Raw genomic sequence first — 20,078 nt, forward strand, 5'->3', positions numbered from 1 at the left:
CGAAGCCGCAGGCGAAGAAGATCGACTTCTCCCGCGTCATGATGAACAACCGCTAATAACGAGCGGACCGGGGCGCCTCTGCTTTGCAGTCAGAGAGGCGCCCCTCCTCTTTTCACCACCTCTTTTCACCACCCCTTTTCAGTCTTTCGTCACTCCTCGGCATCACCCATCGGAAAGGAACGGCAGCATGTGCGGACTCGGCGGTCTCGCCCGCATCGACGGGCAGGACCTCGGTGTCGAAGCCGACGCGATCCTGGCGACCATGGCCCGCACGCTGGCGCACCGCGGACCCGACGAGGAAGAGCTGCTCCGCCAGGGGCGGGTCGGCCTGGCGTTCACCCGGCTGTCCCTCGTCGACCCGGAGAACGGCGGCCAGCCTCTCTACAGCGAGGACCGCTCGGTCGTCCTCATCGCCAACGGCGAGGTCTACAACCACAAGGAGCTCAGTGCCACGCTGCCGGCCGGCACCCGCTTCCGGACCGGATCCGACTGCGAGGTCCTGGTCCACCTCTACCAGCAGAAGGGCCTGGACTTCCTCGACGACGTGCGCGGCATGTTCGGCCTCGTGCTGTGGGACCGGCGCCGCGACGTCCTGCTCCTCGCCCGCGACCACTTCGGCGTGAAGCCGCTCTACTTCACGCGCGACGACCGGCGGATCGCCTTCGCCTCCGAGATCAAGGCGCTCTTCGCCGACCCCGCCACCCCGCGCCGCGTCGACTGGGACGGCGCCCTGGTCAACCCGACCGTGACGTCCGCCCCTTCGCTCGACCTCGGCGCGCCCGCCACCTACTTCGAGGGTGTCGAGTCCGTCCCGGCCGCCACGATCCTCGAGATCGACCTGCGCGACGGCGCGACCCGGCGGCACACCTACTGGACGCTGCCCGACTTCGACGGCGACTCCACCCGTACCGACGCGGAGATCATCGGCGACTTCCGCGAGCTGCTCGCCGACTCCGTGCGGGCCTGCGCCACCGCGGACGTCTCCATCGGCCTCTTCCTCAGCGGCGGCGTCGACTCGGCCGCGGTCGCCGCGCTCGCCGCCGACACCACGGACCTGCAGACCTTCTCCGTACTGAGCGGCTCGACCGTGGTCAACGGCGACGCCCGGCACGCCCGCCTCGTCGCCGACAAACTCGGCGTCGCCAACCACCAGGTCCGCTTCGACGCCTCCGACGTGCCGACGGCCGACGAGTGGAAGCGGCTGCTGTGGCTCACCGAGATGCCCACCTGCAGCCCGGAGCAGTACTACAAGCACGAACTCCACCGCTACGTCCGCGCCGAGCACCCCGAGATCAAGGGCATGCTGCTCGGCGCGGCGGCCGACGAGTTCTGCGGCGGCTACTCGACCACCACCGCCGGCGACGGCGGCTGGCAGGCCTTCGAGGACGCCCTCGCCGGCATGGCCCGCCGCGGCCGGCTCGACAGCGGCCGGCCCCGGCTCGCCGCGTGGTGGGAGGGGACCGAAGGCGGTCTGCTGACCGACGCGGCGCTCGGCGCGGCCCGCGACCTGGTGGGCCGCGACCCCTACGGCGCCTTCGTCGCGGCGAAGATGCGCGACGTCGAGCAGTTCAACTGCTGGCACGAGGACCGCACGGCGGCCGGCAGCGGCACCGAGGCCCGCGTTCCCTTCCTGGACCGGCGCCTCGTCGAGCTCGTCGCCTCCATCCCGGCCGCCCGGCGCGAACGGCTGCTGTGGGACAAGGCCATCGTCCGCGAGGCGGTCGCCGATCTCCTCCCGGCCGAGGTGACCCACCGCCCCAAGGTGCCCTTCTTCTACGGCGAAGGCGTGCAGCACACCCACCGCCCGTTCATCGAGATGCTCACCCGCGACGGCGCCGCGCTCGTCGAGGAGGCCCTCGCCACCCCGCGCGGCCGGGAGATGCTCGACGCCGACCGCGTCCGGGCGCTGCTGCGCCGCCTGGCGGACGCACCGCTCTCCGCCCACGTGGAGCGGCTCCTCCCGCTGCTCAACCTGTGCCTGCTCGACACGATGGTCGCCGAACTCCCGCCGCCGCTCGTGGACTCCGCGGTGCTGCTGCCCGCCGTCCGCCCCGCCCACCGGTTCACCGACTGGGCCACCGAGGCGCCGCGGATCGAGGAGCTGGTCTTCGCCGCACCGCGCTGGACGCCCGACAGCGTGCTCGCCCTCGCGGACCACGTCGAACTGCTCCGCGACGCCACCGGCACCGCGTACCTCGCGGTGGAGGGCTCCCTGGAATACGTCCTCGGCGCCGACGACACCTGGACGGCCCTGCTGCACTCCCTCGACGGCACGCGCACCCTCGCGGAGGTCTGCGCGGACCTCGACACCCACCCGGAGGCGTTCCGGCAGCTGCTCGACGACTCCCTCGACCTCGGCCTGCTGCGCCCGGGCGCGCCGGCACCGGCCACCACCCCCCACGACGGAGACAGGAACGTCTGATGACCACCGACCTGGCGATCGAGGCCGTGGACCTGGCCCGCTCCTACCGGACGCGGACCGGATGGCTCAAGCCCCAGCGCAAGACGATCGACGCCGTCCGCGGCGTCTCCCTCAGCGTCGGCCGCGGCGAGCTCTTCGGCCTGCTCGGCCCGAACGGCGCCGGCAAGACCACCACGATCAAGATGCTCAACACGCTGCTGCTGCCCACCTCGGGCAGCGCCCGGATCCTCGGCTACGACGTCGCCCGCCAGCCCCTTGAGGTGCGCCGGCGCATCGGCTACGTCTTCGGCGGCGACCGCGGCCTCTACGAGCGGCTGTCCGCCCTCGACAACCTCCGCTACTTCGCCGAGCTGTACGGGGTCGAGCCGCGCGAGCAGCTGCCCCGCATCCACGAACTCCTGGAGACCGTCGGCCTCAAGGGCCGCGAGAAGGAGCGCGTCGAGGGCTACTCCCGCGGCATGCGGCAGAAGCTCCACATCGCGCGCGGCCTGCTGCACCGGCCCGACGTCCTGTTCCTCGACGAGCCGTCGATCGGCGTCGACCCGGCCGCCGCCCGCGAACTGCGCCAGATGGTCGCCGACCTGGTCAAGGGCGGCACCACCGTGCTGCTCACCACGCACTACATGGCCGAGGCAGACGAGCTGTGCGACCGCATCGCCGTCATCGCCTCCGGCACCGTGCGCGCCGAGGGCACGCCCAACGAGCTCAAGGACCGGGTGCGCAAGCTCGACGTCCTGGAGGTCGAGGTCCACGACGCGGTCGGCGAGGAGCACCTGCGCCGGCTCCGGGAGACCGAGGGCATCGAGCGGGCCACCGTCGAGACCGACGGCACGGTCGACGTCGTCACCGTGCACGCCCGGCCGGACCACGGCAGCCACGCCTCGGTGCTGGCCGCGCTCGGCGAGCTGCGCACCGGCAAGGTGACCACGCGCGAGCCCACGCTCGAGGACGCCTACCTCTCGATCATCAGCGACGCGACGTCCGCGGGAGGCCAGGAATGACGGCCTACGGCAGCTCGCTCGGCCCGTACCGCTTCTGGCGGCTCATGGCCATGGGACTGCGCACCCATGTCCTCCACCTCTCCCGCTCCGGCGTCGAGCTGGTGATGGCGGTCTTCTCGCCGCTCGTCTACGCGACCCTCGCGGTCTATCTGTTCCGGGCCGGTGACCACCCGGACCGGCTGCTCCAGGCGGCCGTCGGCGCCGGTCTGATGGGCGTCTGGTCCGCCGTCCTCTTCGGGGCCGGCGGCGCCATCCAGGAACAGCGCTGGATGGGCACCCTGGAGACCCTGGTGTCGGCGCCGACCCGCTTCTCGCTCGTCCTGCTGCCGATCACCTTCGCCACCTCGTTCGTCGGCCTCTACTCGCTCGTGGCCACCGTGGTGTGGGGCGTGGTGCTCTTCGACATCCCCTTCACCCCGGTCTCCCCGGCGCTGCTCGCACCGACGATGCTGGTGTGCGTCCTGGCCCTCGGCATGATGGGCATCCTCATGGCGGCCACCTTCGTGCTGCTGCGCAACGCCAACGCCCTGGCCAACGCCCTGGACTACCCCGTGTGGATGTTCTCCGGCGTGCTCGTCAGCACGGCCTCACTGCCGGAGTGGACCCGCCCGGTCACCTGGGCGCTGCCGACCAGCTGGGCCGCCCGTGCGGTGCAGGCCGCCACGGGCGGCGGAGAGGTCCTGGTGCCGTCGCTCGTGGCCCTCGGTCTCGGCGCCGGCTATGTGGTCGCGGCCCTGATCGCCCTCGTCTGGGTGGAGCGCCGCGCCCGCGGCGCGGGCACCCTCGCACTGACCTGAGCGCCGGAAGACAGCGGAGACACAGCGATGACTGCACTGACGCGCGCCTTGCGCCTGACCTTCCACGGTGGCGGCCTGTCCTACCGTGCCCTGTTCAACTGGACCACCCCGCCCATGTTCATCGGCACCCTGCTGGTGAGCCCGCTGTTCCAGATCTTCTTCTTCGTCCATGTCGGACGGAGCCTGGGCGTGGCCGACGACCGCTTCTACCTGCTCGGGAACGCGGTGCTCGCGACGAGCGTGCCCTGCGTCTACGGCGGCATCATGGCCGTCGCCAACGAGCGCCGGTACGGCACGCTGGGCGCCGTGCTGCTCAGCCCGCGGTCCCGGGGGCTGATCTGGGGCGGCCGGGTCCTGCCGTACGTCCTCAACGGCTTCGCCGTGATGGCCTTCATGATGGGCGTCGGCTCCCTGATCCTCGGCCTTCCGCTGCCGGCCTCGACGCTGCTCGGCCTCGTCCAGGTCTTCGTGGTGGCCGCGGCCTCCTGCGCGCTGTTCGGCCTGGCGCTGGGGGCGCTGGCGGTGCGCATCCGGGACGTCTTCGTCATCTCGAACGCCGCCTTCACGCTGCTGATCCTCTTCAGCGGAGCCAACCTGCCGCCGGCCGCCATGCCGGACTGGATGAGCGCCATCGGCGCGTTCCTCCCGCTCTCCCACGCCATCACCGCGCTGCGAGCCCTGTTCGACGGGGCGCCGACGGGCGAGATCTGGACAAGCCTCGGCCTTGAGGTGGCAGTGGCGCTCGGATACGCGGCGCTGGCCTACGGACTGCTCCGCTTCTTCGAGTGGCGCAGCCGCGCGAACGCGGCGCTGGACGTGATGTGACCCTTTGCGTCCGCTCGATCTGACAAACTTTGGCAAGAAACGCCAAAGCGCGGCGGCTTGATCTAACCTCCCCTTGCACGCGTCGGGCAGGAGTTCGCCTGTTCGGCGTTCCATTCCGCGCACAACGGCCTGGCCGAAAGGCGCGGCTTGCAGGGGGAGTTAGAGGAATGACGAGTTTCAGGCCCGTGACCGGCGGTCTCGCCGTGCTGCTCGCCGCCGTGGTGCTCGCGGGCGGATCCGCTTCCGAGCGGGCGTCCGCCGCGACCGCGCCCCAGGCGGCGGGACGTACGGCGCCGATCGACTGGCCGTAACGGCCGGACTACGTGAAGTGCTCGGCGACTTGGCCAAATTGACTACATGGTCAAGATTTGCCACCGGGTGTCCGGATGTGAAATCATGCGGAGGCGGGTCATCGGTGACCCGCCCTCCTTTTTCGGGTGTCGACCCCTGCCCCGGGGAAGGCGAAGAACGGCTTTCCGACAGAGGTGCAAAGTGCTTGAGCAGCCCGGATTCGGCAAGCGGCTGCGGCAGTTGCGACAGCAGCGCGGTATTTCCCAGGTCGCCCTCGCCGGAACGGGAATGTCCGCCGCCTATCTGTCACGACTGGAATCCGGCGGCCGCCGCCCCACCGAACGGGCCGTCGCCTATCTGGCGGAGCGGCTCGGAATTCCCGTCGAGATGTTCGAGGACGACCGTCCCGAGGACAGCCTCAGCGATGTCGTCGCGATCGTCGCCGCCATGCCGGAGCGCGACCTCGACGCCGGCACCGGCGCGCTCCTCGCCGAGAGCCTGGAAGCCGCCGGCGAAGCGGACGACCTGACCCGCTGGCACGCGCTCGCCCAGCTCGCCCGGGTACACGAGGTGCTCGGCGACTTCCGGCAGGAGCGCGAGGCCCTCGTCGGCCTGAACGCGCTCGGCGAGAAGCTGGGCCGCGCCGCCCTCCAGGACCGCGCCCGGCTCAGGCTCGCCCACTGCGAACGCGACCTCGGCGACGTGAAGGCCGCCCGCGACGCCGTGGCCGAGGTCCTCGCCCACAGCGACGAACGGCGCATGCGGATCTCCGCCGCCGACTCGGTGCGCGCCCGGCTGCTGCTTGCGTCCTGCCAGGCGGAGCTCGGCGACCTCGCGGAGGCCGCGCGGCTCGTGGACGAGGTGTGCGAGTCGCTGCAGGGGGCCACCGGCGCGCTGGCGGCCCAGGCGTTCTGGAGCGCGGCCACGGTGGCCGCCCGGCAGGGCAACGACGTCCGCGCCGCGGAACACCTGGCGCGGGCCATGGCCGCGATCGACAGCCGCGACGACCTCACGCTCTGGATGCGGCTCCGGCTGGCCGGCGCGTCGCTCTCGCTCGCGGCCGACCCGCCGCGGCTGACCGACGCCGAGGAGTTCCTGACCGCGGCCGAGTCCGCGATGCGGCTCATCGGCAGCCCCCGCCACCAGCAGGAACTCATGCTGCTCCAGGCGAAGCTGGCCTTCCACCAGGACCGGCTCGACCGCACGGCGGAGCTGCTCGCCGCCGGCGAGGACGACAAGAACCTGCTCTCGTACCGCGACCAGATCCGCTTCGACGTCCTGGCCTGCCTGGTCGCCCTGCGCTCCGGCGACCGCGACGTACTGGACCGGCTCCGGGAGATCGCCGGCCAGGTCCAGGCCGTCAACATGCCGGACCTGGCGGCCGAGGTGTGGCGCACAGTCGCCCAGAACACCATCTGAGCAGTCGGGAAGACGGCGCGTAGCGACCGGCGAAGGGCCGTTCGCCATGCGCGGGCGTGGTGTACCACCCCGCCCGCGGCGCACAAGGCGGATGAGACTGGTCATCGCAGCACCTGATCATGGACGCGTTTCGCGCGAAGACCAGCCCGTCTACGACTACGCCAAGGACCAGCTCGGCGTGCAGACCCGGTTCGCACCCGCACCCGCCCAACGCGCCGCCGCCCCCGCCACCGTGACGAAGGCAACAACACGGGCAGGAAACGCGGAAGCCCCGCAGGTCATCGACCTACGGGGCTTCCGTCTGGTGCGCGAGGGGGGAGTTGAACCCCCACGCCCTTGCGGGCACTGGAACCTGAATCCAGCGCGTCTGCCTATTCCGCCACCCGCGCATTGGGTGGTCTCCCGGCTCCCTCACCTTTCGGTTCGTTCGCCTGGCGACATCTGAAGATTAGCACGCCGCAGGCCTTGGATTCACATCCGTTGTTTCGGCCCCTCCTCCGCGGACGAGGAGAGAGGAGAGCGAGGAGTGAAGGCGGGGAGTGAAGGACGGCGCCCTCCTGCTCTGCTCCCGGGTGCGGGACACTGTCCACAGGCCGCCTCTACGATCCGTGGGGGAAGGTCTGTGAGAGGTGACACTCGTCCACAGGGCAGAGAAGGGGAACCAGCCGATTTCCCGACGCGTGGATACGATCAGTAAGCAGTACGACGACAACGACGGAGGAGGTGCCCCATGGGAGTCCTGAAGCGGTTCGAGCAGCGACTCGAAGGTCTGGTCAACGGCACCTTCGCCAAGGTCTTCAAGTCCGAGGTCCAGCCCGTCGAGATCGCCGGCGCGCTCCAGCGCGAGTGCGACAACAACGCGACGATCTGGAACCGCGAGCGGACGGTCGTCCCCAACGACTTCATCGTGGAGCTGAGCGCGCCGGACTACGAGCGCCTCAGCCCCTACTCGGGCCAGCTCGGCGACGAGCTCGCCGGCCTGGTCAGGGACTACGCCAAGCAGCAGCGGTACACCTTCATGGGCCCGATCAAGGTCCACCTGGAGAAGGCCGACGACCTCGACACCGGTCTGTACCGGGTGCGCAGCCGCACGCTCGCGTCGAGTACGTCACAGCCGCAGCCGCCCGCCGGTCAGCCGCCTCAGGGCCAGCAGCCGCCCCGCGGCGGCTACGGGTACCCGCCCGCGGCGTACGGCGGCGGGGCTCCCGCCGGTGCCCCGCCGATGCCCGCCGCGCCGCCGCCGGGCGCCCCGGCGATGCCCGGGCACCGTCCGACGGCGCCCGCCGCGGGCCGTCCCGGCGGCCCCGCTCCGGCGTCCGCCGCAAGCGGTCAGATCCGTCGCTGGATCGAGATCAACGGCACGCGTCACCAGATTTCCCGCCCGACCCTGGTCCTGGGTCGCAGCACCGACGCGGACGTGAGGATCGACGATCCCGGCGTCTCGCGCCGGCACTGCGAGATCCGGACCGGAACGCCCTCGACGATCGCGGATCTCGGATCCACCAACGGCATCGTGGTGGACGGGCAGCACACCACCCGCGCTACGCTCCGCGACGGCTCGCGGATCGTCGTGGGCAGCACCACCATCGTTTACCGGCAAGCCGAAGGGTGAAGCGGGGGCAATGTCAGAGCTGACCCTGACGGTCATGCGGCTGGGTTTCCTGGCCGTTCTGTGGCTGTTCGTCATCGTGGCCGTCCAGGTCATCCGTAGCGACCTGTTCGGCACGCGGGTCACCCAGCGCGGCTCGCGCCGCCAGGACGCGCGCACGCAGCAGGGCGGGCGGCAGGCCGCCGCCCCGCCGCAGCAGCGGGGCGGCCAGCAGGCCGCGCCCGGCGGCCGGCAGCGTCGCGGCGCCCCGACGAAGCTCGTCGTCTCCGAGGGCACCCTCACCGGCACGACGGTCGCCCTGCAGGGCCAGACCATCACGCTGGGCCGGGCCCACGACTCGACGATCGTGCTGGACGACGACTACGCCTCCAGCCGGCACGCCAGGATCTACCCGGACCGGGACGGTCAGTGGATCGTCGAGGACCTCGGGTCCACCAACGGCACGTATCTCGACCGGACCCGCCTCACCACCGCCACGCCGATTCCGCTCGGTGCGCCGATCCGCATCGGCAAGACCGTCATCGAGCTGCGGAAGTAGTACGAAAATGAGCGAGCGGAGCGAGCGCGCCGGGACGGTCCCCACGACGGGCCGCCCCGAGGACCGCGCGGCGGCCCGGGCAGTGGGCCAGGGTGGGTACGGGCTCCCGACCGGAGGGTGGGCAGTGTGGCTCGAGACCGGCGGCAACCCGACACGGCGCCGACAGGGCAGGTGGGCATGAGTCTGTCACTGCGTTTCGCCGCGGGCTCGCACAAGGGCATGATCCGCGAGGGCAACGAGGACTCCGGTTACGCCGGTCCGCGGCTCCTCGCGATCGCCGACGGCATGGGCGGCCAGGCCGCCGGCGAGGTCGCCTCGTCCGAGGTGATCTCCACCCTGGTGACGCTCGACGACGACGTCCCCGGCTCGGACATCCTCACCTCGCTCAGCACCGCGGTGCAGCGCGCCAACGACCAGCTGCGGCTGATGGTCGACGAGGACCAGCGTCTCGAGGGCATGGGCACGACGCTCACCGCCCTGCTGTGGACGGGTCAGCGCCTCGGCCTCGTGCACGTCGGCGACTCCCGCGCGTACCTGCTGCGGGACGGTGTCCTCACGCAGATCACGCAGGACCACACGTGGGTGCAGCGGCTCGTCGACGAGGGCCGGATCACCCAGGAGGAAGCGACGACCCATCCGCAGCGCTCGCTGCTGATGCGGGTCCTCAGCGGCGATCCCGTCGAGCCGGACCTGTCGATCCGTGAGGTGCGGGCCGGCGACCGCTACCTGGTCTGCTCCGACGGGCTGTCCGGCGTCGTGTCGCACCAGACCCTGGAAGAGACCCTCGCCAGCTACCAGGGCCCGCAGGAGACCGTGCAGGAGCTGATCCAGCTCGCCCTGCGCGGCGGCGGCCCCGACAACATCACGGTGATCGTCGCCGACGTCCTCGACGTCGACGGCGGCGACACCCTCGCGGGTCACCTCTCCGACACCCCGATGATCGTGGGCGCGGTCGCCGAGAACCAGGCGCAGCTGCACGACGGCGGTGCCATGCACACGCCCGCGGGCCGCGCCTCGGGGCTCGGCCGGCCGGCTCCGCACCAGCAGCCGCCGTCCGGTGGTTTCGGCCCGCCCGGAAGCGGAGACGACCACGGCTACGGCGGGATGCCGCCGCAGGGCTCCTTCGGCTCGTACGCCGAGGACGACTTCGTGAAGCCGCGCTCCGGCCGCAAGTGGCTGAAGCGCTCCTTCTTCATCGTGCTGGCGCTCGCCGTCGTCGGCGGCGGTCTGTACGGCGGCTGGCGCTGGACGCAGACGCAGTACTTCGTGGGCTCGAAGGACGAGCACGTGGCGCTGTACCGGGGCATCAGCCAGGACCTGGCCTGGCTGAAGCTGTCGGAGGTCGAGAAGGACCACCCCGAGATCGAACTCAAGTACCTGCCGGCGTACCAGCGCAAGCAGGTGGAGGACACGATCGCGGGCGGCAGCCTCGGCAAGGCGCAGACGAAGATCGCCGAGCTGGCGCTGCAGGCCTCGGCCTGCAAGAAGAAGGAAGAGCGTCAGAAGGCCGCCGCGGACGCCGCGGACAAGGCGAGCACGCCGCCGCCGTCCACGGACGGTGCCGCCGCGCCGAACCCCAAGCCCACCACAGCCGCGCCGTCCCCTGGACCGACCCTGTCGGCGGAGGAGCAGAAGCTGGCCTCGAACTGCGGCAAGCAGTAAGCAGACCCGTAGGGGGCCTTTCACCACCATGAGCGTTGTCACCAACACGACCACCATCGGCGCCATCGAGGCGCCGAGCCGCCGTAACACCGAGCTGGCGCTGCTGGCGTTCGCCGTCGCCATCCCGGTGTTCGCCTACCTCAACGTCGGTCTGGCGATCGACGGCGAGGTGCCGCCCGGCATGCTCGGGTACGGTGCCGGCCTCACCCTGCTCGCGGGTGTCGCGCATCTCGTGGTGCGCAAGTGGGCGCCGTACGCGGACCCGCTGCTGCTGCCGCTCGCGACGCTGCTGAACGGCATGGGCCTGGTGCTGATCTGGCGCCTCGACCAGTCGCCGCGGCTGATCGCCCTGGCCAAGCGCTCGTACGGGGCGTTCAGCCCGTCCGCGCCGAACCAGATGATGTACTCGGCGATCGGCATCGCCATGTTCGTGGCGGTGCTGCTGCTCCTGAAGGACCACCGGGTGCTGCAGCGCTACACGTACATCTCCATGGTGGTGGCGCTGGTCCTGCTGCTGCTGCCGCTCGTGCCGGGTCTCGGCGCGGACGTGTTCGGCGCGAAGATCTGGATCCGGGTCGGCGGCTTCTCCATCCAGCCCGGTGAGTTCGCGAAGCTGGTCCTGGCCGTGTTCTTCTCCGGCTACCTGATGGTGAAGCGGGACGCGCTGGCGCTGGCCAGCCGCCGGTTCATGGGGCTCTACCTGCCGCGCGGCCGTGACCTCGGCCCGATCCTGACGATCTGGGCGGTCAGCCTCCTCATCCTGGTGTTCGAGAACGACCTCGGTACGTCGCTGCTGTTCTTCGGCATGTTCGTGATCATGCTGTACGTGGCGACGGAGCGGACGAGCTGGGTCGTCATGGGTCTGCTGATGTCCTCGGCGGGCGCCGTGGTCGTCGGTTCGACCGCGAGCCACGTGCAGTCGCGCGTCCAGGCCTGGCTCGACCCGTTCGAGTGCCTGAAGACGGCCCCCGAGGGCACGAACATGGCGTACGCCTGTGACCAGATGACGCAGGTGCTGATGTCGTTCGGCTCCGGCGGCATCCTCGGCACGGGTCTCGGCCAGGGCAACTCGGACCTCATCCAGTTCGCCGCGAACTCCGACTTCATCTTCGCCACGGTCGGCGAGGAGCTCGGCCTGGCCGGCGTCATGGTCTTCCTGCTCTTCTACGGGCTGATCATCGAGCGTGGTGTGCGGACGGCCCTCGCGGCCCGCGACCCGTTCGGCAAGCTGCTCGCCATGGGCCTCTCGGGCGCGTTCGCCCTCCAGGTCTTCGTCGTCGCCGGCGGTGTGATGGGCCTCATCCCGCTGACCGGTATGACGATGCCGTTCCTTGCCTACGGTGGTTCGTCCGTGATCGCCAACTGGGCGCTGGTCGGCGTGCTGATCCGCATCAGCGACACCGCGCGCCGCCCCGCGCCGTCCCCCGCCCCGAACCCCGACGCCGAGATGACGCAGGTGGTCCGTCCGTGAACAAGCCGCTGCGCCGTGTCGCGATCTTCTGCGGCCTGCTGATCCTCGCCCTGCTGGTGCGCGACAACTGGCTCCAGTACGTGCGCGCCGACGAGCTGAACGCCCACCCGAGGAACAAGCGGGTGACGATCGAGCGCTACTCCAACGAGCGCGGGAACATCATCGTCGACGGCAAGCCGATCACCGGGTCCGTGGACTCGGGCGACGAGTTCTACAAGTACAAGCGGACCTATGTGGACGGCCGCATGTGGGCGCCGGTCACCGGTTACGCCTCGCAGGCCTTCGACGCCAGCCAGATCGAGAAGATCGAGGACGGCATCCTCACCGGCAACGACGACCGGCTGTTCTTCGACCGCACGCTGGCGATGTTCACCGGCGAGAAGAAGAAGGGCGGCGACGTCGTCACCACCCTGAGCGGGGCCGCGCAGAAGGCCGCGTTCAAGGGTCTCGGCGACAAGACGGGCGCCGTCGTCGCGATCGAGCCGTCGACCGGCAAGATCCTCGCGCTGGCCTCCACCCCGTCCTACGACCCGGCGTCCTTCGCCGGCTACCACGACGCGGACGCCAAGGCCTGGCAGGCGCTGGAGAAGGACAAGAACAAGCCGAAGCTGAACCGCGCGCTGCGCGAGATCTACCCGCCCGGCTCGGTCTTCAAGGTCGTCACGGCCGCGGCGGCGCTGGAGAACGGCGCGGTCAAGGACATCAACGCGGCGACGGACACCCCCGAAGGCTGGAAGATCCCGCTCTCCTCGAAGGAGATGGTGAACCACGCCAGCGGCTGCGCCAACGCCAGCCTGAACCGTGCGCTGGAGATCTCCTGCAACTCGGTCTTCGCGAAGCTGGGTGACGACGTCGGCCGCGACAAGATGGTCGAGATGGCGGAGAAGTTCGGCTTCAACGCCGAGCAGTTCACGCCGGTCCGCGCCGTCGCCTCGGTGTACGACAAGAACGCCGACCGCGGTGGCAACGCGCTGTCGTCGATCGGCCAGTTCAACACGGCGACGACGCCGCTGCAGATGGCGATGGTCGCGGCGGCGATCGCCAACGACGGCAAGCTGATGAAGCCGTACATGATCGACGAGCTGCGGGCGCCGAACGTCGACCTGATCAAGAAGACGGAGCCGGAGGAGCTGAGCCGCCCCGTCTCGCAGAAGACCGCCCAGCAGCTCCAGGAGATGATGGAGAACGTCGTCCAGAACGGCACCGGCGGCAACGCCGACGTGAACATGGACGGCGTGAAGGTCGGCGGCAAGACGGGTACGGCGCAGCACGGCGAGAAGAACGCCAAGCGCCCCTACGCCTGGTTCATCAGCTACGCGAAGACCGACCAGGGCTCGCCGGTCGCGGTCGCCGTGATCGTCGAGGACTCGGAGGGCACCGACCGCGAGGACATCAGCGGTGGCGGCCTGGCGGCCCCGATCGCCAAGTCCGTCATGAAGGCGGTGCTCAAGAGCCGGAGCTGAGGGCAGAAGCCGCTCTTCCGGGCGTACGGCGCCGGTCCCGGTGACCGGCGCCACGCCGGGGCCCCGCCCGTGTACCGGTGTGGTATCAGGTGGCGGTCGGCGGACGAAGCGCTTCCCCGCGGCCGGTAGCGTATGCGCGAACAGCACACACCGCCGGACCACACATGGGTGCGGTCGGGACAGACGGAGAGGGCTGGAGAAGCTATGGAAGAGCCGCGTCGCCTCGGCGGCCGGTACGAGCTGGGCTCGGTGCTCGGCCGTGGTGGCATGGCCGAGGTGTACCTCGCGCACGACACCCGGCTCGGCCGCACCGTCGCCGTGAAGACGCTGCGGGCCGACCTCGCCCGTGACCCGTCCTTCCAGGCCCGGTTCCGCCGGGAGGCCCAGTCCGCCGCCTCGCTCAACCACCCGGCGATCGTCGCGGTCTACGACACCGGCGAGGACTACGTCGACGGGGTCTCCATCCCGTACATCGTGATGGAGTACGTCGACGGGTCGACCCTGCGTGAGCTGCTGCACTCCGGGCGCAAGCTGCTGCCCGAGCGCACGCTGGAGATGACCGTCGGCATCCTGCAGGCGCTGGAGTACTCGCACCGCGCCGGGATCGTGCACCGTGACATCAAGCCGGCGAACGTCATGCTGACGCGCACCGGCCAGGTCAAGGTCATGGACTTCGGCATCGCGCGCGCCATGGGCGACGCGGGCATGACCATGACGCAGACCGCCGCGGTGATCGGCACGGCCCAGTACCTCTCCCCGGAGCAGGCCAAGGGCGAGCAGGTCGACGCGCGCTCCGACCTGTACTCCACCGGCTGCCTGCTGTACGAGCTGCTGACCGTCCGGCCGCCGTTCATCGGTGACTCGCCGGTCGCCGTCGCCTACCAGCACGTGCGGGAGGAGCCGCAGCCGCCGAGCGTCTTCGACCCCGAGATCACGCCCGAGATGGACGCCATCGTCCTGAAGGCGCTGGTCAAGGACCCCGACTACCGCTACCAGTCCGCCGACGAGATGCGCGCGGACATCGAGGCGTGCCTGGACGGCCAGCCGGTCGCGGCGACCGCCGCGATGGGCGCCGTCGCGTACGGCGGCGGCTACGGCGGCGGCTACCCGCCGGAGGACCAGCCGACGACGGCCCTGCGCCAGGCGGACCCGGCGGGCCAGACGAGCATGCTTCCGCCGATGAACCCGGACGACGGCGGCTACGGCTACGACGACCGCCCGGACCGCCGCCGCCAGAAGAAGTCGAACACCTCGACCATCCTGCTGGTCCTCGCCGGCGTCCTGGTCCTGGTCGGCGCGATCCTCATCGGCCGCTCGATCTTCGACACCAAGGAAGGCGCCGACCAGGTGCCGGTGCCGCAGTTCGTCGGCAAGACGCTGAAGGAAGCGGAAAAGCTCGCGGAGAACTCGCAGGTCAAGGTGCAGCAGTCGGGCACCGAGCGCTGCGACCAGCCGAAGGGCGCGATCTGCAGCCAGACGCCCGCGTACGCCCCGACGGCGAAGATGGACGTCGGCGAGACGATCTCCGTGGTCGTGTCGGAGGGCGCGCCGCAGGTGGAGGTCCCGGACGTCACCGACAAGTTCCAGGACAAGGCCGAGGAGCAGCTCAAGGAGAAGGGCTTCAAGGTCTCCATCAAGTACGAGGAGTCCGACCAGGAGGCCGGCCGTGTGCTGCGGCAGAGCCCCGAGGGCGGCGCGAAGGCGGAGAAGAACTCCGAGGTGACGATCACCGTCGCCAAGAAGGAGCAGTCGCAGCTGCCGGACGTCACCGGCCGCAACTACGACCAGGCCGTGCAGCAGCTCGCCCAGCTCGGCTTCACGAACGTGGCCCGCCAGGACGTGGACTCCGAGCAGCCGCTGGGCACGGTCATCGGACAGAACCCCAACGGCAGCACCAACCAGCCGAAGGACGTCCAGATCACGCTGAAGGTCTCCAAGGGCCCGCAGCAGCCCGCGCAGGTCCAGATCCCGGCCGATGTCCAGGGCAAGAAGTTCAGCGACGTGAAGGCGCAGCTGGAGGGTCTGGGGCTCAACGTGGTGCAGCAGGGTTCCGACAAGGGCAGCGCGACCGTGATGGGCACGAACCCGCCGGCCGGCAGCATGGTGAACGCGGGTGACACGGTCACCGTCTTCACCATCGGCGGCAACAACGACGACGGCAACGGCGGCTTCTTCGGCTAGCCGCACCGAGCGGTCGACGGACCCATGACGTAAGCCCCGGCATCCAGGATGCCGGGGCTTACGTCGTCTCGGGTCTTGCGCCTCAGCGCAGTTCGGCCGGCGGGGTGCGGGCCGAGTCGACCTTCTCCGTGCGCTCCAGTTCGCCCCACACGATGTAGCGGTAGTCCGAGGTGTACATCGGGGTGCAGGTCGTCAGGGTGATGAAGCGGCCCGGCTTGGTCCTGCCGGACTCCTTGGGGACGGGCTGGAGGACGTCCACGTTGAACTTCGTGGTCTCCGGAAGGGTCTTGTAGACCTTGTAGACGTACCAGGTGTCCTTGGACTCGAAGACGATCGGGTCGCCCGTCTTCAGCTTGTGGATGTTGTGGAACTTGGCGCCGTGTCCGTCGCGGTGCGCGGCGAGCGTGAAGTTGCCCTGCTTGTCCTGGGGCAGGGCGGACTTGACCGGTTCGGTGTAATAGCCGGCGACGCCGTTGTTGAGGGTCTTGGTGTCGGTGCCCTTCTTCACGAGCACTTCGCCGTCGCCGAAGGCCGGCACGTGCAGGAAGCCGATGCCGTCCTTGGTGTCGAGTGCTCCGGGGCCGGTGTCGGCCCAGTGGTCGCGGACCTGGTCGCCCTCCTTGTCGGCGGCGCGGTCCGCGAGGACGTTGGTCCACCACAGTGAGTAGACGACGAAGAGTCCGAGGATGAGGCCCGCGGTGATGAGGAGTTCGCCGAAGACGCTGATGATCCCGGCGATCCGGTTGCGCGCTCGTGCCACTAGGTCGTCCCGTCGAGGTGTGGGTGGTCTCGGTAGTGGGGCTCAGCCTACGAGCGCGTCCGGCTTTCCCTTGTCGCGCGGGCGTTCGTCGACGAGCTTGCCCCACACGATCATGCGGTACGTGCTCGTGAACTCCGGCGTGCAGGTCGTCAGCGTGATGTAGCGGCCGGGTCCCGTGAAGCCGGAGCCCTTGGGGACCGGGTCGATGACGGCGACGTTCGACGGCGAGGTCTGCGGCAGGATGCTCGTCATCTCGTACGTGTAGTAGGCGTCGCGGGTCTCGACGACGATCGGGTCGCCGGGCTGGAGCCGGTTGATGTACCGGAACGGTTCGCCGTGGGTGTTGCGGTGGCCGGCGACGGCGAAGTTGCCCTGCTTGTCGGAGGGCATGGCGGTCTTCAACTGCCCCTCGGCGTAGTGGCCGACCATGCCCTTGTCGAGGACCTTGGTCTTGTTGATGCCCTCGGCGACGGGGACGACGACGTCCAGCTTCGGGATGTACATGATGGCGAAGCCCTTGCCGGGTTCGAAGGCGCCCGGCTCGCGGTCCTCCTGGGACCAGGAGTTCTCGATCTCCTCCTTGGCCTTGTCGGTCTCCTGGCCGGCGCGGACGTTGGTCCACCACAGCTGGTAGGTGACGAACAGGAGCATCACCACGCCGAAGGTGATGAAGAGTTCGCCGACGACCCGGCTGAGGACGACGCCGACGCTGTCCTTGGCGGCGCGGGCGGCGCGGCGGGCCTCGACGCGGGAGAGGGGGGCGGCGGGCGCCGCGGGTACGGCGGCGGGGGCCGGCTCGGCGGCGGCACCGCGGCCCTTGCGCCTGGCGGCGCGCCGGCGTTCGGCCCGTCCGGGGCCGGGCAACGGCGTGGTCTCCTCGACGGTGCGCAGCGCCATCGTCTCGGAATCGGGCACGGCCTCGTACGACGTCTCGCGCTGAGCCTCGTACGGCGCCTCGGGCGGTGCCTCGTAGCCGGCGTCGCCCGGTATCTCGTACGAGGGCTCGTAGGGCGCCTGGTAGGGCGTCCCGTACGGCGTTCCCTGCGCCTCCTGGGGCGTCGGGGGCGCCTGGTGGGGCTGGTACGCGTCCGGGGCCGTCGTCGCCTCGTAGACGGCCGTCTCGGGCTCATACGGGGCCTGTAGGGGCTCTGTGGGCCCGGGGACGGGTATCTGCCGGGGCTCGGGCTCCTCGGGCGGCAGGTTCGCCGCCCGGAACCACGGCGACCCGGCCGTCACGCGACGGCCTTGCCCACCACCGGCGCGAGTCCTGCCGACCGCGCGACGGCGCCCGTGTCCCCGCACTGCTCCAGCCAGTTGGCGAGCATCAGGTGGCCGTGCTCGGTGAGCACCGACTCGGGGTGGAACTGCACGCCTTCCACGGGCAGTTCACGGTGGCGCAGTCCCATGATGATGCCGTCCTCGGTCCGCGCGGTGACCTCGAGCTCGTCCGGCAGGGCGGCGGGCTCGGCGGCCAGCGAGTGGTAGCGGGTCGCGGTGAACGGCGAGGGCAGTCCGGCGAAGACGCCCTTGCCCCCGTGGGTGACGAGGGAGGTCTTGCCGTGCAGCAGCTCGGGCGCGCGGTCGACGATCCCGCCGTAGGCGACGGCCATGGACTGCATGCCGAGGCAGACGCCGAAGACGGGCACGCCGGTGGCGGCGCAGTGCCGCACCATGTCGATGCAGACGCCGGCCTGCTCGGGGGCGCCGGGCCCGGGCGACAGGAGGACGCCGTCGAAGCCGTCCTGGGCGTGGCTCAGCTCCACCTCGTCGTTGCGGAGCACCTCGCACTCGGCACCGAGCTGGTAGAGGTACTGCACGAGGTTGAAGACGAAGCTGTCGTAGTTGTCGACGACGAGAATTCGCGCGCTCACTGGCCGTCCACCGTCACATCGTTGAACGGAAGCAGGGGCTCCGCCCAGGGGAACACGTACTGGAAGAGGACGTAGACGACCGCGAGGACCAGCACGACCGAGATCAGCGCCTTCACCCAGGCGTTGCCCGGCAGGTGCCGCCAGATCCATCCGTACATGACGTCCGCCGCCCCTTCCGTTCGTTACGGGGACCAGAGTACGGGGCGCCGGGGCGGTCGGGGGTCAACCGTCCGAAGCCTGTGGACGACTCAAGGCCTGTGGACGGCCGGCCGTCACCGGCTGGGTGGCGTCCAGGTGCGCCCAGACGATCAGCCGGTGGCTGCTGCCCCACTCCGGGTCGCAGGTGGTGAGGGTGAGGTAGCGGCCGGGCCCGTCGTATCCCGACCTGCGCGGGACGGGGTCGATCACGGCGGTGTCGGTGGGCACGGTCCGGTACGGGGCGCGGTCGACGCGGTACGTGAACCAGGTGGTCCCGTCGGTGAGGACGACGGCGTCGCCGGGCCGGAGCCGGGGGAAGTCCTTGAAGGGGTCGCCGTAGGTGCGGCGGTGCCCGGCGACGGCGAAGTTGCCCGTCTCGCCGAGGCGCGCGGTGCCGGCGTAGTGGCCGAGGCCCTTCTTGAGGGTGCCCGTGCGGGTGCCTTCCAGGACGGGCCATTCCCAGTCCCTGCCGAGCCGCGGCACGTACATGACGGCGAAGCCCTTGCCGTCGGTGTACGGGGCCGGGGCGTGCCTCGCCGGGGGCGCGTCGGCCGGTGCGGCGGTGCCGACCGGTTCGACCGGGCGCTCCACCCACTCCCGCTGGAGGCTGTCGAGCTGGCCGGCGGTGGCGCTGCCGGCCTGGACGCCAGTCCAGTACAGGAGGTACGCGACGAAGAGGACGATGAGGGCGCCGACGGTGATGCACAGCTCGCTGAGGGTCCGTACGACCAGTCGCACCGTCACCGCACCCGGCTCCCCCCGGTCAGCGCATGCGTCAGCTCACAGGCTTCGCGTAGTGGAGGTCCACTGTGCCCGAGTAGCCGGGCAGAGTCACCGCCCTGTGCTCGTCGACTTTCCAGCCGAGGCCGTAGGCCTTGACGTACAGCTGGTAGTTCTTGATGGCCGGGGAGTCGGCGAGAGCCTTGCTGAGCTTGTCGCGGTCACCGACAGCGGTGATCTTGTAGGGCGGCGAGTAGACGCGGCCCTGGAGGATCAGGGTGTTGCCGACGCAGCGCACGGCGCTGGTGGAGATGAGCCGCTGGTCCATGACCTTGATGCCCTTGGCGCCGCCCTGCCAGAGGGCGTTGACGACGGCCTGGAGGTCCTGCTGGTGGATGACCAGGTCGTTGGCCTGCGGCTCGGGGTAGCCGGGCGCGGCCTGGGCGTTCGGCGGGGCGTCGTTGAGGGTGACGGAGAGGCCGGGACCGGAGGTCTCGGTGGTGCCCGCGGCGGCCTCCAGGGCGCGCAGCCGCTCGTCCTGGGCCTTGGTGGAGCCGTCGTCGCGGGCGGCGAGGGCGTCGACCTGGCGGCGCAGTGCGGCGGCCGACTCGTCGAGGCCGGCGTTCTTGTGGCTGCGTTCCTCGATCAGGTCGGAGAGCCTGAGGAGGGAGGCGTCGGTGCGGAGGTTGGTGCCCTTGGCGGTGTTGAAGCTGGTGACGAAGATCAGTCCGGCGAGGGCGAAGACGGCAGCGGTGAGCACCCGGACCGGGCGCCACCTGTGGCTGCGGGCCGGCCCAGCGGGAGTGTCGGCGGAATTGCTCAACGTACCCTGATCCCCTTCGGTGCCGCG

18 protein-coding genes and 1 tRNA gene are annotated in these 20,078 nt (G+C 70.5%); 12 read left to right on the forward strand and 7 right to left on the reverse strand.

The window, feature by feature from the left end; all coding sequences use genetic code 11:
* Nucleotides 1–187 precede the first annotated feature (187 nt).
* The 6 genes from asnB to ACFWJO_RS23005 all read left to right on the forward strand — a co-directional run bounded on the left by asnB (nucleotide 188) and on the right by ACFWJO_RS23005 (nucleotide 6,755).
* Nucleotides 188–2,422 carry an asparagine synthase (glutamine-hydrolyzing) gene (gene asnB / locus ACFWJO_RS22980; RefSeq protein ID WP_386867853.1) on the forward strand — a complete coding sequence of 745 codons (2,235 nt, stop codon included), beginning with the start codon at nucleotides 188–190 and terminating at the stop codon, nucleotides 2,420–2,422.
* Nucleotides 2,422–3,423 carry an ABC transporter ATP-binding protein gene (locus tag ACFWJO_RS22985; protein ID WP_386867855.1) on the forward strand — a complete coding sequence of 334 codons (1,002 nt, stop codon included), beginning with the start codon at nucleotides 2,422–2,424 and terminating at the stop codon, nucleotides 3,421–3,423. The genes asnB and ACFWJO_RS22985 overlap by 1 nt, the downstream gene beginning before the upstream one ends.
* Entirely contained in the window at nucleotides 3,420–4,220 is an 801-nt protein-coding gene (locus ACFWJO_RS22990; protein ID WP_386867857.1) for an ABC transporter permease, read from the forward strand. The genes ACFWJO_RS22985 and ACFWJO_RS22990 overlap by 4 nt, the downstream gene beginning before the upstream one ends.
* A gap of 27 nt (nucleotides 4,221–4,247) precedes the next feature.
* Complete coding sequence (locus ACFWJO_RS22995) at nucleotides 4,248–5,045, forward strand: ABC transporter permease (RefSeq protein WP_386867859.1); 798 nt, start codon at nucleotides 4,248–4,250, stop codon at nucleotides 5,043–5,045.
* 167 nt (nucleotides 5,046–5,212) lie between these two features.
* A complete protein-coding gene (locus tag ACFWJO_RS23000) occupies nucleotides 5,213–5,356 on the forward strand; it encodes a hypothetical protein (RefSeq protein WP_386867861.1) in 144 nt (47 codons plus the stop codon).
* A gap of 181 nt (nucleotides 5,357–5,537) precedes the next feature.
* Complete coding sequence (locus ACFWJO_RS23005; RefSeq protein ID WP_386867863.1) at nucleotides 5,538–6,755, forward strand: helix-turn-helix domain-containing protein; 1,218 nt, start codon at nucleotides 5,538–5,540, stop codon at nucleotides 6,753–6,755.
* Between the two features lie 302 nt (nucleotides 6,756–7,057).
* On the opposite strand, the gene ACFWJO_RS23010 is transcribed toward ACFWJO_RS23005, so the two are convergent.
* Nucleotides 7,058–7,144 (reverse strand) — tRNA-Leu (locus ACFWJO_RS23010).
* A 341-nt stretch (nucleotides 7,145–7,485) separates the two neighbouring features.
* Here ACFWJO_RS23010 and ACFWJO_RS23015 point away from each other — a divergent pair.
* The 6 genes from ACFWJO_RS23015 (at nucleotide 7,486) to pknB (ending at nucleotide 15,679) form a co-directional block, all read left to right on the forward strand.
* Complete coding sequence (locus ACFWJO_RS23015) at nucleotides 7,486–8,367, forward strand: FhaA domain-containing protein (protein ID WP_386867865.1); 882 nt, start codon at nucleotides 7,486–7,488, stop codon at nucleotides 8,365–8,367.
* Between the two features lie 10 nt (nucleotides 8,368–8,377).
* Nucleotides 8,378–8,902 (forward strand): FHA domain-containing protein, encoded by a 525-nt coding sequence (locus ACFWJO_RS23020; protein WP_386867867.1) that lies wholly within the window; start codon nucleotides 8,378–8,380, stop codon nucleotides 8,900–8,902.
* Nucleotides 8,903–9,079: 177 nt separating this feature from the next.
* Nucleotides 9,080–10,564 carry a PP2C family protein-serine/threonine phosphatase gene (locus ACFWJO_RS23025; RefSeq protein WP_386867869.1) on the forward strand — a complete coding sequence of 495 codons (1,485 nt, stop codon included), beginning with the start codon at nucleotides 9,080–9,082 and terminating at the stop codon, nucleotides 10,562–10,564.
* 28 nt (nucleotides 10,565–10,592) lie between these two features.
* Complete coding sequence (locus ACFWJO_RS23030) at nucleotides 10,593–12,035, forward strand: FtsW/RodA/SpoVE family cell cycle protein (RefSeq protein ID WP_384417965.1); 1,443 nt, start codon at nucleotides 10,593–10,595, stop codon at nucleotides 12,033–12,035.
* Nucleotides 12,032–13,498, forward strand: coding sequence for a peptidoglycan D,D-transpeptidase FtsI family protein (locus ACFWJO_RS23035; RefSeq protein WP_386867871.1), 1,467 nt, complete (start codon nucleotides 12,032–12,034; stop codon nucleotides 13,496–13,498). The genes ACFWJO_RS23030 and ACFWJO_RS23035 overlap by 4 nt, the downstream gene beginning before the upstream one ends.
* 204 nt (nucleotides 13,499–13,702) lie before the next feature.
* Nucleotides 13,703–15,679: a Stk1 family PASTA domain-containing Ser/Thr kinase gene (gene pknB, locus ACFWJO_RS23040; protein ID WP_386867873.1), complete on the forward strand. Its 1,977-nt coding sequence runs from the start codon at nucleotides 13,703–13,705 to the stop codon at nucleotides 15,677–15,679.
* Between the two features lie 82 nt (nucleotides 15,680–15,761).
* On the opposite strand, the gene ACFWJO_RS23045 is transcribed toward pknB, so the two are convergent.
* The 6 genes from ACFWJO_RS23045 to ACFWJO_RS23070 all read right to left on the reverse strand — a co-directional run bounded on the left by ACFWJO_RS23045 (nucleotide 15,762) and on the right by ACFWJO_RS23070 (nucleotide 20,051).
* Nucleotides 15,762–16,439 (reverse strand): class E sortase, encoded by a 678-nt coding sequence (locus ACFWJO_RS23045; RefSeq protein WP_386867875.1) that lies wholly within the window; start codon nucleotides 16,437–16,439, stop codon nucleotides 15,762–15,764.
* 42 nt (nucleotides 16,440–16,481) lie between these two features.
* Nucleotides 16,482–17,675 carry a class E sortase gene (locus ACFWJO_RS23050; RefSeq protein ID WP_386867877.1) on the reverse strand — a complete coding sequence of 398 codons (1,194 nt, stop codon included), beginning with the start codon at nucleotides 17,673–17,675 and terminating at the stop codon, nucleotides 16,482–16,484.
* A complete protein-coding gene (locus ACFWJO_RS23055) occupies nucleotides 17,672–18,310 on the reverse strand; it encodes an aminodeoxychorismate/anthranilate synthase component II (RefSeq protein WP_384417950.1) in 639 nt (212 codons plus the stop codon). Before ACFWJO_RS23055 ends, ACFWJO_RS23050 begins: the two co-directional genes overlap by 4 nt.
* Nucleotides 18,307–18,468: a hypothetical protein gene (locus tag ACFWJO_RS23060; protein WP_030493741.1), complete on the reverse strand. Its 162-nt coding sequence runs from the start codon at nucleotides 18,466–18,468 to the stop codon at nucleotides 18,307–18,309. Before ACFWJO_RS23060 ends, ACFWJO_RS23055 begins: the two co-directional genes overlap by 4 nt.
* A 64-nt stretch (nucleotides 18,469–18,532) precedes the next feature.
* Nucleotides 18,533–19,252 (reverse strand): class E sortase, encoded by a 720-nt coding sequence (locus tag ACFWJO_RS23065; protein ID WP_386867879.1) that lies wholly within the window; start codon nucleotides 19,250–19,252, stop codon nucleotides 18,533–18,535.
* Nucleotides 19,253–19,283: 31 nt separating this feature from the next.
* Nucleotides 19,284–20,051 (reverse strand): DUF881 domain-containing protein, encoded by a 768-nt coding sequence (locus ACFWJO_RS23070; protein ID WP_386867881.1) that lies wholly within the window; start codon nucleotides 20,049–20,051, stop codon nucleotides 19,284–19,286.
* Nucleotides 20,052–20,078 lie beyond the last annotated feature (27 nt).

Origin of the sequence: Streptomyces sp. NPDC127092, assembly GCF_042722475.1 — a bacterium.
Lineage (GTDB): Bacteria > Actinomycetota > Actinomycetes > Streptomycetales > Streptomycetaceae > Streptomyces.

Excerpts from the sequence above, each read along its gene's own strand:
- asnB (WP_386867853.1), top strand. The coding sequence starts at position 188 with ATGTGCGGACTCGGCGGTCTCGCCCGCATCGACGGGCAGGACCTCGGT.
- ACFWJO_RS22985 (WP_386867855.1), top strand. The coding sequence starts at position 2,422 with ATGACCACCGACCTGGCGATCGAGGCCGTGGACCTGGCCCGCTCCTAC.
- ACFWJO_RS22990 (WP_386867857.1), top strand. The coding sequence starts at position 3,420 with ATGACGGCCTACGGCAGCTCGCTCGGCCCGTACCGCTTCTGGCGGCTC.
- ACFWJO_RS22995 (WP_386867859.1), top strand. The coding sequence starts at position 4,248 with ATGACTGCACTGACGCGCGCCTTGCGCCTGACCTTCCACGGTGGCGGC.
- ACFWJO_RS23000 (WP_386867861.1), top strand. The coding sequence starts at position 5,213 with ATGACGAGTTTCAGGCCCGTGACCGGCGGTCTCGCCGTGCTGCTCGCC.
- ACFWJO_RS23015 (WP_386867865.1), top strand. The coding sequence starts at position 7,486 with ATGGGAGTCCTGAAGCGGTTCGAGCAGCGACTCGAAGGTCTGGTCAAC.
- ACFWJO_RS23020 (WP_386867867.1), top strand. The coding sequence starts at position 8,378 with ATGTCAGAGCTGACCCTGACGGTCATGCGGCTGGGTTTCCTGGCCGTT.
- ACFWJO_RS23025 (WP_386867869.1), top strand. The coding sequence starts at position 9,080 with ATGAGTCTGTCACTGCGTTTCGCCGCGGGCTCGCACAAGGGCATGATC.
- ACFWJO_RS23030 (WP_384417965.1), top strand. The coding sequence starts at position 10,593 with ATGAGCGTTGTCACCAACACGACCACCATCGGCGCCATCGAGGCGCCG.
- pknB (WP_386867873.1), top strand. The coding sequence starts at position 13,703 with ATGGAAGAGCCGCGTCGCCTCGGCGGCCGGTACGAGCTGGGCTCGGTG.
- ACFWJO_RS23060 (WP_030493741.1), bottom strand. The coding sequence starts at position 18,468 with ATGTACGGATGGATCTGGCGGCACCTGCCGGGCAACGCCTGGGTGAAG.